At 65.9% G+C, this 16,326-nt stretch carries 10 protein-coding genes; 5 read left to right on the top strand and 5 right to left on the bottom strand.

Annotated elements, in window-relative coordinates:
• Window positions 1–6: 6 nt before the first annotated feature.
• Window positions 7–3,099 (bottom strand): hypothetical protein, encoded by a 3,093-nt coding sequence (locus C6A87_RS04415; protein ID WP_311116156.1) that lies wholly within the window; start codon window positions 3,097–3,099, stop codon window positions 7–9.
• A gap of 159 nt (window positions 3,100–3,258) precedes the next feature.
• Here C6A87_RS04415 and C6A87_RS04410 point away from each other — a divergent pair, with 159 nt between their 5' ends.
• The 3 genes from C6A87_RS04410 to C6A87_RS04400 all read left to right on the top strand — a co-directional run bounded on the left by C6A87_RS04410 (window position 3,259) and on the right by C6A87_RS04400 (window position 6,142).
• On the top strand, window positions 3,259–4,185 hold the full coding sequence (locus C6A87_RS04410; RefSeq protein WP_311116155.1) for a NaeI family type II restriction endonuclease: 927 nt from the start codon (window positions 3,259–3,261) through the stop codon (window positions 4,183–4,185).
• A 92-nt stretch (window positions 4,186–4,277) separates the two neighbouring features.
• Entirely contained in the window at window positions 4,278–5,573 is a 1,296-nt protein-coding gene (locus tag C6A87_RS04405) for a DNA (cytosine-5-)-methyltransferase (RefSeq protein ID WP_311116154.1), read from the top strand.
• 176 nt (window positions 5,574–5,749) lie between these two features.
• Entirely contained in the window at window positions 5,750–6,142 is a 393-nt protein-coding gene (locus C6A87_RS04400; protein ID WP_396837068.1) for a very short patch repair endonuclease, read from the top strand.
• Between the two features lie 216 nt (window positions 6,143–6,358).
• Here the strand turns inward: C6A87_RS04400 and C6A87_RS04395 are convergent, their stop codons facing one another.
• On the bottom strand, window positions 6,359–8,611 hold the full coding sequence (locus C6A87_RS04395) for a CocE/NonD family hydrolase (RefSeq protein WP_311117816.1): 2,253 nt from the start codon (window positions 8,609–8,611) through the stop codon (window positions 6,359–6,361).
• A 184-nt stretch (window positions 8,612–8,795) separates the two neighbouring features.
• Complete coding sequence (locus C6A87_RS04390) at window positions 8,796–9,605, bottom strand: DUF1206 domain-containing protein (RefSeq protein ID WP_311116152.1); 810 nt, start codon at window positions 9,603–9,605, stop codon at window positions 8,796–8,798.
• 103 nt (window positions 9,606–9,708) lie between these two features.
• Here C6A87_RS04390 and C6A87_RS04385 point away from each other — a divergent pair, with 103 nt between their 5' ends.
• The gene (locus C6A87_RS04385; protein ID WP_311116151.1) at window positions 9,709–10,704 is read left to right on the top strand and encodes a DUF2293 domain-containing protein; all 996 of its coding nucleotides are present in this window, start codon (window positions 9,709–9,711) and stop codon (window positions 10,702–10,704) included.
• On the opposite strand, the gene C6A87_RS04380 is transcribed toward C6A87_RS04385, so the two are convergent.
• On the bottom strand, window positions 10,705–12,048 hold the full coding sequence (locus C6A87_RS04380) for an MFS transporter (protein WP_311116150.1): 1,344 nt from the start codon (window positions 12,046–12,048) through the stop codon (window positions 10,705–10,707).
• 225 nt (window positions 12,049–12,273) lie between these two features.
• On the opposite strand from C6A87_RS04380, the gene ponA2 reads away from it, so the two are divergent.
• Window positions 12,274–14,781 (top strand): transglycosylase/D,D-transpeptidase PonA2, encoded by a 2,508-nt coding sequence (ponA2, locus tag C6A87_RS04375; RefSeq protein ID WP_311116149.1) that lies wholly within the window; start codon window positions 12,274–12,276, stop codon window positions 14,779–14,781.
• A 33-nt stretch (window positions 14,782–14,814) separates the two neighbouring features.
• Here ponA2 and C6A87_RS04370 read toward each other — a convergent pair whose 3' ends face one another.
• A complete protein-coding gene (locus C6A87_RS04370; protein ID WP_311117815.1) occupies window positions 14,815–16,299 on the bottom strand; it encodes a serine/threonine-protein kinase in 1,485 nt (494 codons plus the stop codon).
• Between the last annotated feature and the right edge of the window lie 27 nt (window positions 16,300–16,326).

Raw genomic sequence — 16,326 nt, 5'->3', positions numbered from 1 at the left:
ACCTCATTACGTCGAAAGGAGAGTGACAAGCAGATCAGCAGAGGTTCGGTCGATACCCTTGTATACGAGACACTTTCGACGACGACCTTTTACCGACACATCTTTGAGACCTGGAAGTTGGCCCGCCGTCGCGACAGCCGCACGCCCGAACAGGCCGGGTAGGTCACACCCTTGCGGCACGATGACCAACTCCGGCTTCTCTTGGTAGCCGACCAGTGATTTTCCGCGATCATTCGCGGCGAGATGCTTGGCCAGGTGCACGGGCGCGATTGCGGCCGTCCCGGCTTCAACGTCTGAGTCCGAGCGGTAGACATAGGTTGTCTCAAAGCCACGACGAATTCGGTATGCGCCGCTCCTGTGGACGTCGCTCGTGGGCGCCCAGCAGGCTGACGCCAGATCGAACTGAGCTGCGGTTTTGAATCCGGGCATGGTTGTCCTGGGTATCGCGGCACCCACCTCTGACATCCTGGGCAACGCCTGCAGCATCGACCAGCCGGCCTGCGTGACGACAGCGACCACGGAGTCAAGCGCGAAATCCGCGACGGCGTCGTCGGTAAATCCCTTCAGAACTGTCGACTCCGGGTTTCCCGCCGATCGCTTACGGAGCAGTTCTCCGCCGCTCGCAGCGGCGAACTTCTCGACCTCGATACGCAAGGACGACGGCCAGAAACCAGCCAGACGGAATGCACTGTCTGACTGTTGTCCGAGACAGGACGGCGCGATCTCCCATCGAATGGGGCGCCAACGTTCGTCGCGCTCGATCGACACGTGCCCTAGGAGTTCCATTGCGCGAATGAAGTTATCGACAAACAAGGCGGAACCTTCGAGTTGCATCGCAATTGACTGCAGAGAGCTAATGGATCCTCCGCCGAGATGCATCAGGGCGTCCAGAGCAGCGTCCCAGTTCACCTCGTGGTCATGAACCTCCCGCAGATCCTCGACGCGCACTGCGGGCGCGTCGTCCACGGCCTGCGTTCCGTCAGCTCGTCGGCGGCTTCCAGTACTCGGCAGCCAGCCCGGGTATCTTTTCACCAATCCGCACGAGGTGCATTCGCCGTGGATGAACTTCGGCGCCCACCCTCCAAGGGCCGGGGGAAGTTGAATACGGTGAGCTCCGGTGACGACACACGACTTTGGATCTGGACTGCCGATCTCGACCTTTTCGGTTGAGACAGCGATCTTGGGCTCACTCCAGGAGATCTTCGCGGTGGCACTCTTTGTGAGAGGCACATTTGAAGTGCCCTCTGCAACAAGACCATCGACGAATCGATCTCCGGGGCCATCCTCAGTCGCCGTCAGGATGCCAAGGGGGCCGGAGAGGGAGTAAGTCAACCTCGGCACCTCGCTCCACTGGGTATCGACGTTGTTACTTGACCGCAGTCGTATCGTTGCCTGCTGAACCGCTGTCGTCCTGGTGCCGCAGTAGAGGGCGACCTGGTAGTCATCTTCTGCTAGTGCAAGTTCGTCCAGCGAAATCACCAAAGCACCGGTTTCCGAGGACCATTCGGCAATCTTGTCTTCGCCCAAAGCCCCACTCAGGGTGACTTTGAGGCGCGTGTCGCTCTGTGTCGTCGCACGAATTTCCGGAGGGCTCAGGCTGGACCACTTCCGGATTCGTGACGGGATTCGCAATCCGCCCGCAATAGTGAGCTGATTACGGGCCATTGGGAGAAGTTCGTTGAATCTGGTCGATGCGGACGGTGCCCCGAACATCTGCACGTCAGCAAAGAGCACCCATCCCTCGGGCAGCCCCGAGATCGATTCCACCTTCCTGAACCCGGGACGCGCATACCGCCGAAGGATGGCGTCAACCTCTTCTACGGCGCCAGCGGCCAGCTTGGTCGTGCCAGCACTCCGCACAAGCAACAGCGCGTCGACACCAAGCTGGAGCCGTTCTGCTTCGACGAACGCGGACTGCAGCTCGTCGTAGATGAGGGGCACCACCATCCGGGGAGTATGTCGGTAAATTTGGCCATGATCGTCGCCCGCGTGGCGGACCTGAACGACACCGTCCAGCATCGAGCGGAAGTCGATTACCGCGGTATAAGCAGTTCGCCAGAGTCCGGCCGAGCCCGGCGCGAATCCCAGCGAAAGCCATGTTCCATCGACTGCGCGGACCTCCATGGAGCCATCCATGTCGCTCTTAATCGGGCGTATCCCCAGAAAGAGATCCAGGGATTCTCCCAGGAACCCACTTCGTAGGTTCGCCACCACCGCCGCACGAGCGCCCATCGAAGTCACAGTCGCCGCAATTTCGGACGCGACCGTACCGTCCCAGTTCGCCAGCTCGACAGCGGTGATGGATGCGACCCGCTCGTGGGAGTCCTGCCGGGCCCAGAGCCTGCGCAGGTTAGCTGTCGCCGACGTCCCCTCGGCCGCCAGCCAGGCGTCCAAATACTGAACGAGATCCTCGGGCGCCAATCGCATGCCTGCGCTCAGTCCGTACTCGGCGAACATCGACGGAAATTTGCGCCGGTCGTGATGCCGGACAAGTGCCTGCGACATCGGCAGACCAACGAATCGGTACGTCAGGGCATAGGCCGTCGGCAGCCCTCGGACGCCATCGAGGTCCTCCAGCCACCGATTCAGGCAGCGCCACAAGTACTCGGCGTGCCGCGAGTACTGATTGCGGAGCGAACTATCGTTATCCGACAGCTGCAACAGCCGGGCCAGCCGCGCGTAGTAAGCGTGGGCCGCAAGATCCTCATCGCGGCCCATCTCTTCTGCCGCCAGCACAGTGACAGCCAGGAACGCCAAACAAGGCGGGGGCTTTAAGCTTCGCTGCTTCACGTTACGCAAGGCCCACCGCCGGGTGTTGGCGTTGACGCTAAGCAGCGAGAACTTGCCGTCGGACCCCACCGTTACCGCCCGCACGACAGAAGCCAGCTCAGCAGCAGCGTTTAGACCAAAGTAACCGGCGGCCGCGGCGATCTTCTGGAGTTCTTCCTCCTCCAGGTCCATATAGGCAGGCCCCGGATCCTCGGTACCTGGGTAAATCACGTCGGCTATGGCCTGGTTCCATTCGAGGTACTTCGACCAGGCCTGCGCCGCGCTCCCGCCGCGCCCCGTGACGCCTGCGATTCCTTGCTCTGTCGACATGACTTCCCACCCCTAACTCCGTCACCGCTAAGCGAGTGAACTTTGCCAGAGAATAATTGACCCGTCCGACAACGTGGATGCATATCAGCACATAGCCCACAAATCACGATGAGCACACCCCGCGATCGCCTCGAATGCACTAGGCCTAAAGTCCAGGCGGTGAAAAGCAGCCAACCGGACGTAGCCCGCGACGAAGTCGCTGCGGATCTCCTCCAACTAGATCCCGACGGTGAACGAACCGGTTCTGCTCTGCGCCGAACGTTCGATCAGCTGTATGACGGCGGACGCACTGGCCGCTTCAAGTTGAGTCAGCTATACAAAACGGAAAAGACCCATTTTGGAACACTGATCGAAATTAATCTCCAACGTGAATTCAAGTTCCACGACGGCGCCAAGCTTGACTACTGCATCAATGGACACGAAGTAGATGCGAAATATAGCCAAACTATGTGGGCATGGATGCTGCCGCCCGAAGCGGTGGGCGAATTGTGCCTGCTCCTGTCAGCGAGCGACGAAAACAGCTGCTTCTCGATGGGTCTCGTTCGGGCTCTACCCGATCTCCTCAATATAGGGAACAACCGGGATTCCAAGAAGACCCTGTCGGCAGTCGGCCGAGGTTGCGTCGTCTGGCTGCACCGAAACCACCCGATGCCGCCGAATATCCTGCTCCAGCTGCCCGAGGCCGAGGTGGCGGGCATCTTCGCTCTGCGGTCAGGCCAGCAGCGAGTCAATGAACTATTCCGCAGAGCAGCCGGGCGTCTTGTGAGCAGAGCCGCGGTCGAAACAGTCGCCCAGCAGCTGGACCCGATGAAGCGAGTCCGAACCAATGGAGGCGCCCGACAACTTCTCGCACCCGAAGGTATCGCCATCTTCGGCGGCGACTTCACCTGGCAGCGCGAAGCTGCCGAGGCGCTCGGGCTGCCGGTGCCATCCGACGGCCAGTTCGTCAGCGCCTATCTGAGACCATCGGGCACCGGACCTCAGATTCAGGGGACTCGCTGGACTCTCGCAGATAAGGACACGGCATCTTTCATCCCGTTGTCGATGTACAGAGCCGGACGGTCCACCCACTTGTCAGAGCTTTAAGTCACGATGTTGCCAATGCCTGGGCGTGGCACCAAGCAGCCACGTCGGTAACTGGCAAAATGACCCAGAGCTTTGTAAAAGGGGAGCAATAGATGACCGACCTGAGCGTCGTCGAGATTTGCGCGGGTGCCGGTGGACAATCCCTCGGCCTGCATTTGGCGGGATTCCGGCACCAGCTAGCAGTAGAGCTCGACACTGACGCCGCGGACACGCTGCGCCGCAACCTCACGAGGCTGGCGAAGAAGGCCGGCGAACCGGTGCCCAAAATCGCGGTAGGAGATGTTGCGGACGAAAACGTGTGGCGGCCGGAGGACTACCGGGGCGTATCGCTACTCGCCGGTGGCGTTCCTTGCCCACCGTTCTCCATCGCCGGCCAGCAAAAGGGCGCCACCGACGAACGGGACCTGTTTGCGTGGTCCGTTGAGGCCGCTGGCCGAATGATGCCAGACGCCGTCCTCTTGGAAAATGTGAGAGGGCTGTCGATGCCCCGATTCGCCGGATACCGGCAGGCGGTCCTAGACCGGTTCAGCGAACTCGGGTATCGCGCAGACTGGCGCCTGCTCGAGGCGAAGGATTACGGAGTGCCGCAATTGCGGCCCCGTTTTATCCTCGTCGCCCTGCGGGAGGAGTTCGCTCCTTACTTCGCCTGGCCTGAACCGACACCGACTGTGCAGACGGTGGGAACGGCGCTCTACGACCTGATGGCCGCCAATGGCTGGCCGGGAGCTGAGGCTTGGTCAGAGCGGGCGAACCGCGTTGCGCCCACCATAGTTGGTGGCTCAAAGAAACATGGAGGCCCAGATCTGGGCCCCACTCGTGCGAAGCGTGAATGGCGCCAGCTGAGCGTCGACGGTCTCGGTATCGCAGACGCGGCCCCAGGCCCAGAGACGCCTATCAATCACATACCGCGGCTAACAAACGCCATGGTCGCCCGTCTACAGGGATGGTCAGGGCCCAGCTTTAATTGGAATTTTGGAGACCGCAAAGGCAAGAAGACTGCAACCTACCGGCAGATCGGCAACGCGTTCCCCCCGCCAATGGCTCGTGCTATCGCTACTGCCATCGCGGCTGCGCTGCGGGAAGAGGGAGAACCCATCGGTACGCACGGCACCGCTGCAACATTTCATGACGAGGTGTACCGCGTCCTAAAGGAAAAGGGATCCTTCATATCCATCGCCGGAATAGACCGCGCCTTGGGCAAATCGATACCGCGAGAAGAGATTGCACGCCGCGTCGAATTCATCAAACGTGACTTCGAAGTTGAGGAGCGGACTCACGCAGGCGCCCCAACCTATCGGCTGGGCCCGTGGCGAGCCTTCCGCGGGCAAGACAACCACGAACGGCACGTAGTTTTCGCCGAAGATCGGCTTCGTGCACGGGTCAGCTGATGCACGCCGAACTCGTCACCCCTCGCGGGACAACTGCCGGACACAGCGTTGCCTTGGGCAGGCTAAGTTTGCGATCCGACAAGTATTGTTGCGGCATGGGGCATGCCCACGACTTCCGCGCTCCGCTAGAAACCGCCGCAGATCCATACGTGACCTCCGTAGGCCGGTCCCGGAATATGTCCGCTATCCGGCGCCGAGACACAAAGCCTGAAATCCGCCTACGTTCTGAATTACACCGCCGTGGCTTTCGTTTCAGAAAGGACTATCCGATCCGTTTAGACGGAAGATTGATTCGACCGGACATCGCATTCACAAGACGCCGCGTAGCCATCTTCATCGATGGGTGCTTCTGGCACAGTTGTCCTGAGCATGGAAGAAAGCCGGGGGTTAACCAGAGCTATTGGGCACCCAAACTCAAGAGCAACTCGCGCCGCGATACACAGCAAACCCAAGCGCTCGAGGCAAATGGCTGGACTGTGCTTCGATTCTGGGAACACGAGGATACCGGGTCGATCCTCGAAGCAATTGGTTCAGCTCTCGACCGTTCGGATACGACCAGTTCTACGTAGCAGAAGTCGGCGCTGGCGCAAGGCGCCCTTCCTCCGCATTGCCACACTACGGAACGCTCATCGGCGTGGACCCGCTGCACACGGTGGTCGTCGAGCACTCGAACTCGAAAGCGCGCTGCACGGCACAGACGGCAGCAAGCGTACGTACCCCATGCCACCTTTTACCTCGAACAACGCCTCCAGGACAGCGACTCGTAGGCGGTGTTCTGGAAGCCCTTACGCAGCGACCGCAACCACCTGCGCCGCCGCCATCGTCGGCAGCCTCACCGACATCCCCTCAACCGTGATGCGCCCCCACGAGTAGAAGTTCAGGAACCCGAACGCCGAGGTGACCACCTGCAGGGTCACCGACTCCCCCGGCCGCAGCGTGTGCGCGATCTGCTCCATCGACAACGTCACTGTGCGCGAGGTCCCGTCCAGCACAACGGGAATCGGTGTCACCTGATTGCCCAGCACCAAGCCGGTCTCGTCGTCGACCAGCTGCGCGTACACGTGCGTGGCGTTACCGGTGCCCGAGTACGTCAACGTCACCTCCGGAGCGCCCAGCAGATGCGTGAACTGCGCCGCGTCCGGCACGCGCAGGTTCACCGCGCTGAGCGCCGGTGCTCCCGCCCCCAGCCCCATCACCGCGCGGATCACACCCCGCGTCACGATCAGCGGGTTCGGCCCGGACCCACCGACGAACGGGACGAACGGGATTGTCTTGCCTCCGTTGGCCAGCGTCGCGGTGACCGACTCACCTGCCGCGACCGGATAGACCTCCGAGGAGTACCAGTCCCCGCGCTGATCCACCCACTCGAATTGCGGTCCGGGATCGATGGTTTCGTCGCCCTTGACGTAGCGGTCCAGCCACTCCATCGTCTCGCCCCACACCTTGCGGCCGTCGTTGAAACTGCCCAGGCACGCGCCGTGGCCCCCGCAGAACCACACCACCTTCGTCGTGGTGCCCGCGTCGATCAACGCCCGAGCATTCAGGTCGGCCTGGGCCAGCGTGGTGAGTGTGTCCACCGTGCCCTGGATCAGCAACGTCGGGGCCTTGATGTTGGCGAGCCGATCGGCGAAGTTAAGCCTGTTGAACTCGTCGATGTCGGATTGCTTCGCCTTGCCGGTGAGCACCGCCCCGATCACCGCGGGCAGCACCCGCTCGTTGGGCCGTGCCCCCACCCCCACCAACAGCGCGCTCAGGAACGTCCCCCACACGCTGCTGACCGCCTGCTGCGGGAAGATCGCATCCACCAGGCTGTTCCACGCGATGGTCGGCACAATGGCATCGATCCGTCGATCGACTGAGGCTGCGGACAATTGGATGCCACCGCCGTAGGAAACGCCGACCATCCCGATCTTCGGGTCGCCGTCGACCTTCTCCACCGAGTCCAGCGTGGCCAGCCAGCTGATGATGTGCGAGATGTCGCGGCCCTCGAAATCCGGTGACTGCAACTGCATCCGGCCGCCGGAATGCCACTCCCCACGCGGATCCCAGGTGACCACGTTGTAGCCCGCCTTGCGCAGCATCCCGATCCCGACCACGTCGTGCGGCAGGAAGCTGTCAATGTCCAGACCCAGCGTCGTCGACCCCGGCAGGCCGACACCCGGACCGGACAGCACCGTCGGCGCCGACTGCCCGGCCTGCAATCCCTTGGCCGGCATGAAGTTCACGTAGATCTCGGTGCCGTCGAACGACTTCACCCGCACCGTGCGGGCCCTCGGCGTCCCCGGCGGCGCATTGTGGTCGATCGGGAAGCCGATCAACGGATGCAGGATCTCGCTGACGAACGGGATCGCGTGGATCAGGTGCACGATCGGGGTCACCACGAACTGGCCGAGCACCGGGATCTTCTGCAACCACTCCAGGGGCGGCTTGATCTCGGTGACCTCGACGTCGGTCGGAATCGGGTAGGAATCCTCGGCCAGGCTGGTCGTCGCCTGCGGAGCCGCCGAGGTGGGGTCCTCGTCGGCCTTGTCCCGCGCCGTGGCCATCACCGTCAACGCCAGCGCGGACTCCGCCGGCGCGGCGGGTTCGTCGTCCGTGTCGGTCTTGAAGTCCGTGTGGACGACGTTGGAGATGTCCCGCGACACGACCTCGGGCTCGTCGTCGACCGCCTCGTCCTTGTCGACCGGGGGCTCGTCGCGCACCGCTTCGTCGGCGGGCACCGGATCGTCGGACACCTCGTCCTCGATGTCGTCCTCGTCGAGGCTGTCCTCGGCGTCGTCGTCCTCGACCTCGGCAGTCTCGTCGGCCTCAGTGGTGTCCTCGGCAGGATCTTCGTCCGCATCGTCGGCGTCGTCCGCGGAGTCGTCCGTGCCGTCAGCGGCGGGGTTGGCCGGCCCGGTGTCCGTCGTCTCGGATGTGCTGGACGCAGCCGGCGAGGCTCCCGATGCGGCGCCGTCATCCGCCAGCGCCACGCCCGCACCTGCCAGCACCGCAGCTCCGATACCGAGAGCTACCGCCAATCCGCCGACTCGACCCACATATGTCCCCGCAGTCACGGCTTCTTGCTTACCGTTCTCGACCTGTCCCCGGTGCAGGTTCGGCAATTTGGTCGACGAAGCGCTGACACCACGAGATTGCGCCTACGGTCGTGCGCACGAACCAGAGCACAGCCCTCACCGCAATCTCGCGGCCAGCACCTCAAGCAGAGCGAGCACAACAGCCTCACATCCGTGAATACCGCGTCAACGCGAAGCTGTACAACCCGTATGCCGCGAAACCCGTTGCCGCGACCAGCAGAATCGCATGCCCGTGCTGCGCCTGACCGAGCGCCTCGACCGCCGCGTCCAAACCGGTGGCGCGCGTCGGATCCTGCAGGAACGACGCCCCGATCACCGACATCCCCGCGGCGAACAGCACCACGCCCTCGGCGACGTGGCCGCACACCCCGAGCACCGTGATCAGCCGGCCGCCGGGCACCGTGAGATCGCCGAGGAACTTCCGCGCCGCGCCCTTGTAGACGAAGTAGCCGCCGAACGCGGCGATCGCCAACCCGACCGCCACCAGCACAGCCTTTCCGCCGTCGGACTGCATCAACCGTGCGCTCAGGCCTTCGGCCCGCTCACTACCCTGCCTGCCTACCCCGAGCGCGAACTGCGCCGCCGCGAACGCCAGCGCCAGGTACACCACCGCCAGCCCAAAAGCCTTGAGCCGGTTGATCAGCGGCGACTCCCGCAGATGGGCGTGGCTGTGCTCGCCGGGATGCAGGCCCACCACCGTCTCCGCCAACCGCCACATCGCCAACGCGACGAGCCCCACGACAACCACCCACAGCGACAGCGCCCCACCCCGCTGCTCGGCCAGCGTCGCCAGCGCCCCCGTCTGGTCGGCGTCACCGCTGAACCCGAACGCCATCCGCACGATGATGTAGGCGATCAGCAGATGCAGCAGCCCGCTGACGGGATAACCCGCCCGCGCGATCCACTCCACGGTGCGGCTGCCGGTGGCCCTGTTGACCGCGCCCTTGAAACTCATGCCCTGGTCACCAGGTCCTGCCCAAACACCGGCACCGGCTACCCAGCGCACCGACGACCGAAACGGTGACCTGTCGGAGCACGGATCTACTGTCGGGCTCACCATGACACGCCTGCCCGCCCGCGTCGCGCAGATCGCCGAAGCCACGCTCGCCGATCAGGGCTTCGTCACGCCGATCGACGTGATGATCGGCGTGGGCTGGCTCCTGCCGGCCAAAGCCGACCTGTGGCTGCTGGGTGTGGTGAGCTCCCTCGACCGGTGCATCCGCGCCACCGAGGCCGAGACCGCCGACGCACTGGACGCCCTGCGAAGCTGGGCGCAACAGCACGACATGAAGCCCTGGGACACCCCCTATCCCGGCTTCGCGTTCACCGCAGACGGCGACCCCCGCATCGAGCACGGTTTCCGGACCCGGTGGGCGCCCGCGCAGGACCCCGCGCCGAAAGCACCCGCGCCGCGGTCCGGTGAGCCGACGGTGCTCGCCGCGGAGCACTCCTGGGAATGCGGCACCTGCGGGGAGCCCGGCGACCTGATGTTGCGGGATACCAGGGGCGGCATCTGCCCGGCCTGCGCTGGGCTCGGCCACCTGGTGTTCCTTCCCGCCGGCGACGCCGCGCTCACCCGCCACGCGAAGAAAGCCGCCCGGGTGTCGGCGACGGTGGTGCGCATGAACACCCAACGGATGCGCCGCGAGCGCCTGGGCATCCTGACCGAGCAGCGCGCCGTCGAGCTCGCGGCCGGCCATTGTCTGGCCGACCCCGACCGGCCCCGACGCAAAGCGAGCGTGAACGAGCAGCTGCGGCGGGAGATCACCGACGGGATCCGGGACCAGTTCCCCGGCTGCCCGCCGAGTCGCGCCGAAGCGGTCGGCTACTACGCCGCGGTGCGTGGCGGTGGCCGCCGGCGCGGCCGCAGCAGCGCCGCCCAACCCGATTCCGTCGCGCTGGCCGTCACGAACTCCGTGCGCCGCGTCGACACCGACTACGACGACCTCTACCTGTCCGGGTCGGACCACGACGAGTCCCGGCAGCGGGTGCAGGGACGCGTCGACAACATCCTCGACGCGTGGCGCGGCGGCGCGACCGTGCTGGACCCCTGACTACTTCAGGAACGCCGAGCCCCGCTCCCGGTCCAGATACGTCTCGCTCTTGTTCTTCAGGAAGAAGAGGTACACCACCAGTGACACCGCGATGCACACCGTCACGTATCCGATGAACAGCGGGACCTGGCCCTGCTCCTTGGCCGCCTGGTAGATCAGCGGCGCAGTGCCGCCGAAGATCGAGTTCGCCAGCGCATACCCGAGGCCCACCCCGAGGGCGCGCACGTGCGCCGGGAACAGCTCCGACTTCACCAGCGCGTTGATCGACGTATAGCCGGTCAAGATGATGTAGCCGCCGGCGACCAGAGCGAAAGAGGCCAGCGGCGAATGGGTTTCGGGTAGGAAGTTGATCAGCACGTAGGTGTAGAACAGTCCGCCGACCCCGAAGAACACCAGCATCGGCTTGCGCCCGACCTTGTCGCTGATGATCCCGCCGACGGGCTGCAGCAGCATCAGGAAGATCAGGCCGACCAGGTTGATCCAGGTCGCGGTCATCGCACCGTCGTAGGTGGACTTCACGATCGCCGGCGCGTTCACGCTGTAGGTGTAGAACGCGACGGTGCCGCCCATGGTGATCAGGAAGCACAGCAGCAGCGGCCGCCAGTAGGCGGTCAGCAGTTCGCGCATCGACCCGGCGCCCTGATTCTTGCCGGAGCGGGCCGCGTCGATCACGTCCTGCGGCAACGACTCGTCCATGCTGCGCCGCAGCCAGAACACCACCACCGCGGCCACGCCGCCGATGGCAAAGGCGATACGCCACCCGAACGAGCGCATCTGGTCGTCGGACAGGAACGTCTGCAGGATCAGCAGCGTGAACTGCGCCAGCACGTGCCCGCCGACCAGGGTCACGTACTGGAACGACGAGAAGAACCCGCGCCGCTCCCGCGTCGCCGCCTCCGACATGTAGGTCGCCGAGGTGCCGTACTCCCCGCCGGTCGCGAAGCCCTGTACCAAGCGCGCCAGGATCAGGATGGCCGGCGCCGCGAGACCGATGCTGGCCTGCGACGGCACCAGCGCGATCACCGCCGAACACAACGCCATCAGCGACACGCTGACCGTCAGCGCCGCGCGTCGTCCCCGGCGGTCGGCGAACCGGCCGAAGAACCACGACCCGACCGGTCTCATCACGAACGTGATGGCGAAGATCGCATACACGTAGACGGTCGAGTTCTTCTCAGTCTCGTCGAAGAACTGGCCCTCGAAGTAGGACGCGAACACCGTGTAGACGTAGACGTCGTACCACTCGACGAGGTTGCCCGAGGACCCGCGCAGCGTGTTCCAGATGGCCCGCCGGGTCTCAGCGGCACTGGACCGCGGCGGCGACGCATCGGTGCTCGTGGTCATCCTCGTCCTTTCCGATCGGCGCGACACGCCCGACGCCGAAGTCTTTGCACACTCAACGAATTCGCCGCTCCCGGGCTCGCGACGTGTGAGCACGCTACCCGGTCGCAGGTCAGTCGTCCTGGGCAGGCACGGGCCGTGTAGTGACCGGCGCCTGCGTGGTGGAGATCTATGACGGAGGCCACCGAACCGGTCACCACGGACATCGGTCCGTCTTAGGCTGGCGCCATGCACGACCGACGTCGGGCACAGGCAAGCGCCGCCGCCAAACTGGCCGGCTGCTGCCTGATCATGGGCCTGCTCATCGCCGCAATGATGTTCCCGTTCGTAGGCGGTGCCGGCACCGCCGTGATGCGCGTCTCCGAGTCGGCGACCGACGAGTCCGCCGACCTGGTCAGGGGCCACGCGCCCATCGTGTCCACCATGGTGGACGCCGCGGGAAACCCCATCGCGTGGATCTACGAGCAGCGGCGCTGGCCGGTGCCCAGCGATCAGATCGCCGACACGATGAAGCTGGCCATCATCTCGATCGAGGACAAGCGCTTCGCCGAGCACAACGGCGTCGACTGGCAGGGCACGCTGACCGGACTGGCCGGCTACGTGCGCGGCGACAAAACCACCAGGGGCGGCTCGACGCTGGAGCAGCAGTACGTCAAGAACTTCAACCTGCTGGTCAGAGCCAAGACCGACGCCGAGCGGCGGGCTGCGATCGCGGTCACCCCGGCACGCAAGCTGCGCGAGATCCGGGCCGCCCTGGCCCTGGACAAGCTGCTGCCGAAAGCCGAACTCCTGGCCCGCTACCTGAACCTGGTGTCCTTCGGCAACGGCGCCTTCGGCGTGGAGGAGGCCGCGCGCACCTACTTCGGTACCAACGCCGCCGACCTGACCTGGTCGCAGTCGGCCCTGCTGGCCGGGATGGTGCAGTCCACCAGCCTTCTCGACCCGTACACCTACCCCGACGCCGCCCTGGCGCGGCGCAACGTCGTGCTCGACACGATGATCCAGAACCTGCCCGACCGCGCCGACGAGCTGCGCGCCGCCAAGACCCGGCCGCTCGGGGTGCTGCCGCAGCCCGACCCGCTGCCCCAGGGCTGCATCGCCGCCGGCGACCGCGGGTTCTTCTGCGAGTACGCGATGCGCTACCTGGCCCAAACCGGCCTGAGCATGGAGGACGTGGCCCGCAACGGCTACCTGATCCGCACCACGCTCGACCCCGAGATCCAGGCCAGCGTCAAGAACGCCATCAGCGACGCCGCCAAACCCACCACCCCCGGCGTGGCCAGCGTGATGAGCGTGATCCTGCCGGGCAAGAACGACCACCGCGTGGTCGCGATGGCCGACAACCGCAGCTACGGACTGGACCTCAATGCCGGGCAAACCGTGCAGCCACAGCCCTTCTCGCTCGTCGGCGACGGCGCCGGCTCGATCTTCAAGGTGTTCACCACCGCCGCTGCGCTGGAGATGGGCCTGGGCATCAGCGCGCAGCTCGACGTGCCCGGGTCGTTCCAGGCCACCGGCCTGGGCGACACCACCGAACGCGGATGTCCCCGCAAGACCTGGTGCGTGCGCAACGTCTCCGGATACGCGGGCCGGCTGAGCGTCACCGATGCGCTGGCGAAATCGCCGAATACCGCGTTCGCGAAACTGATCTCGCAGATCGGGGTGCCCCGCGCGGTCGACATGGCCGTCCGGCTCGGGTTGCGGTCCTACGCCGAACCCGGCACCGCCCGCGTCTACGACCCGGAAAGCAACGAGAGCCTCGCCGATTTCATCAAACGGCAGAACATCGGCTCGTTCACGCTGGGCCCGTTCCAGGTCAACGCCCTCGAGCTGACCAACGTCGCGGCCACGCTGGCCTCGGGCGGCATGTGGTGTCCGCCCAGCCCGATCGACAAGGTCTTCGACCGCGACGGCAACGAGGTCCAGCTGCAGGCGCCGCGCTGCGAGCAGGTGGTCCCCGAAGGGCTCGCCAACACCTTGGCCAACGCGCTCGGCCAGGACCACACCGGCGGAACCGCCACCGGCGCAGCGAGTTCGGTGGGATGGGACCTGCCCATGTCCGGCAAGACCGGCACCACCGAGTCCCACCGTTCGTCGGGGTTCCTCGGCTTCACCAACCGCTACGCCGCTGTGAACTACATCTTCGACGACTCCCCGTCGCCGTCGGGCCTGTGCTCCTATCCGCTGCGCCAGTGCGGCGAGGGAGATCTCTACGGCGGCACGGAACCGGCGCTGACCTGGTACCGGGCGATGAAACCGATCGCCGACGACTTCGGGCCGATCGCGATGCCCCCCACCGAGCCCCGCTACGTCGACGGCGGACCGAACAGCCAGGTGCCCGACGTCTCCGGGCTCAAGCTCGACGAGGCGCGGAAGAAATTGGAGGAGATCGGTTTTCAGGTCGCCGCGCAGCCGACGTCGGTGAACAGCAACTCCTCGAAGGGCGCGGTGGTGGGGACGTCGCCGCGCGGCAAGACGATCCCGGGTTCCATCGTCACGATCATCACCAGCAACGGCATCCCGCCGGTGGTCTACCGGCCGCCGCCACCCCAGATCGTGCCGCCACCGCCCGGGGCGCCGCCGCCCCCGCCGCCCAACGTCATCCAGATCCCGGGGCTGCCACCGATCGGGTTGCCGTTCGGAGCGCCACCCCCACCGCCACCACCGTTTTTTGCGCCGCCTCCGCCGCCGCCTCCACCCCCGCCACCACCGCCGCCGCCACCGCCACCGCCGTGAGGGTGGTGAGGCGACTGAGGGCTCGGGACGAAGTCAGCGCGATGCGCCGTACTCCAGCGCCGGCTCGGCCGAATCCACGCTGCCACCACTGGAGATGGTCAGCTGATCGGGCTGCACGTCGTAGCGCGCACCATCCGAACCGGTGACGACGAAGCCGTCACCGGAGCGCGTGGCGCCGCGGATCTCGCGGTTGGCGCCGTCGCGCAGCCGCTCGCCGCGGTAGTAGAAGTCGCCGTCGGCCGTCTCGCAGATGACCGCCAGCGACAGCGAGGTGCGGATCAGCGCGGCCGGCGTGCTCTGCGAGTCACACCGTGCCGTATGCCCTACGAAGCCTTGCGAATCCGTGCCCGACACCCCTTCCACGGCTGACCTTGTCGTGGTCGTCGGGGTGGCCGGCGACGACGACGGCGACGACGACGGCGGGGCGGCGATCCTCGGCGCCGACGTCCCCGACCCGCCGCCGGTGAACACCAGCACCGCGGCCAACACGAGCGCGGCGGTGAACAGCACGATCGTGGCGACCACCAAGCCGACCTGGCCGCGGCTGAACCGCCGGGCGGGCGGCGGAACAGGAGGCGTCGGCATCGGCGGCGCGGGGGCCGGGTGCACCGCGGAGTACTGCCGCGTCGGCGGCGGGGTGGCCGGGGCGACCGGTGCCGCGCCCGGCGCCCCGTCACCAGCTGCGCCGACGGCCGCCTCGGCCGCGCGGGCCAGCTCGCCGGCCGTGGGGTAGCGCTCGTGAGGCTGCTTGGCCATGCCGCGGGCGACGACGTCGTCGAAGGCCCGGCTGACACCGCGGCGCATGATGCTCGGCCGCGGCGGCGGCGCGAACATGTGCGCGCTCCACACCTGCCGCACGTCGGCTGCCTCGAACGGCGCCCTGCCGGTCAGCGACTCGTACAGCAGGCACGCCAGTGAGTACACGTCAGAGGCGGGGCCGCCGCGGTCCCCGCTGAACCGCTCCGGCGCCATGTAGGCGCTCGACCCGACCACCAGGCCCGTCGACGTCACCGACGCCTCGCCGCCGCCGTGCGCGATACCGAAGTCGACCAGGTACGCGAAGTCGTCCGGGGTCAGCAACACGTTCTCGGGCTTGATGTCCCTGTGGACCAGGCCGTTGGCGTGGGCGGCGTCCAGCGCCGCGGCGACCTGCCGGATGATCGCGACCGCCCGGGCGGGCTGCAGCGCCCCTTCGGCGCGCAGCACCTCCTTGAGGCTGGCGCCGTCGACCAGCCGCATGTCGATGTAGAGGACGCCGTCGATCTCCCCGAAGTCGTGCACCGGGATGACGTGGGGTTCCTGTAGCCGGGCCGCGACCCGGGACTCGCGGCGGAACCGGTCCTGGAAACTGCGGTCGGCGGCCATCTCGGGGCGCAGCAACTTGATGGCAACCATGCGTTCGCGTGCGGTGTCGTAGGCGCGGTACACCTCGCCCATTCCCCCGACCCCGATCACCGACTGCAGCTCGTAGGGCCCGAACCGGGTGCCCAAGCGAGAGCCGCCCTTCGGGGTGCTCAACATGCAATCCTTTCGTCGACCGGCCGC

It is taken from the genome of Mycobacterium sp. ITM-2016-00317, assembly GCF_002968295.1.
Classification (GTDB): Bacteria; Actinomycetota; Actinomycetes; order Mycobacteriales; family Mycobacteriaceae; genus Mycobacterium.
The sequence above is the reverse complement of the archived record's forward strand: the minus strand, read 5'-3'. Positions and strand labels throughout refer to the sequence as shown.

Excerpts from the sequence above, each read along its gene's own strand:
- C6A87_RS04380 (WP_311116150.1), bottom strand. The coding sequence starts at position 12,048 with ATGACCACGAGCACCGATGCGTCGCCGCCGCGGTCCAGTGCCGCTGAG.
- C6A87_RS04390 (WP_311116152.1), bottom strand. The coding sequence starts at position 9,605 with ATGAGTTTCAAGGGCGCGGTCAACAGGGCCACCGGCAGCCGCACCGTG.
- ponA2 (WP_311116149.1), top strand. The coding sequence starts at position 12,274 with ATGCACGACCGACGTCGGGCACAGGCAAGCGCCGCCGCCAAACTGGCC.
- C6A87_RS04415 (WP_311116156.1), bottom strand. The coding sequence starts at position 3,099 with ATGTCGACAGAGCAAGGAATCGCAGGCGTCACGGGGCGCGGCGGGAGC.
- C6A87_RS04385 (WP_311116151.1), top strand. The coding sequence starts at position 9,709 with ATGACACGCCTGCCCGCCCGCGTCGCGCAGATCGCCGAAGCCACGCTC.
- C6A87_RS04405 (WP_311116154.1), top strand. The coding sequence starts at position 4,278 with ATGACCGACCTGAGCGTCGTCGAGATTTGCGCGGGTGCCGGTGGACAA.
- C6A87_RS04400 (WP_396837068.1), top strand. The coding sequence starts at position 5,750 with ATGTCCGCTATCCGGCGCCGAGACACAAAGCCTGAAATCCGCCTACGT.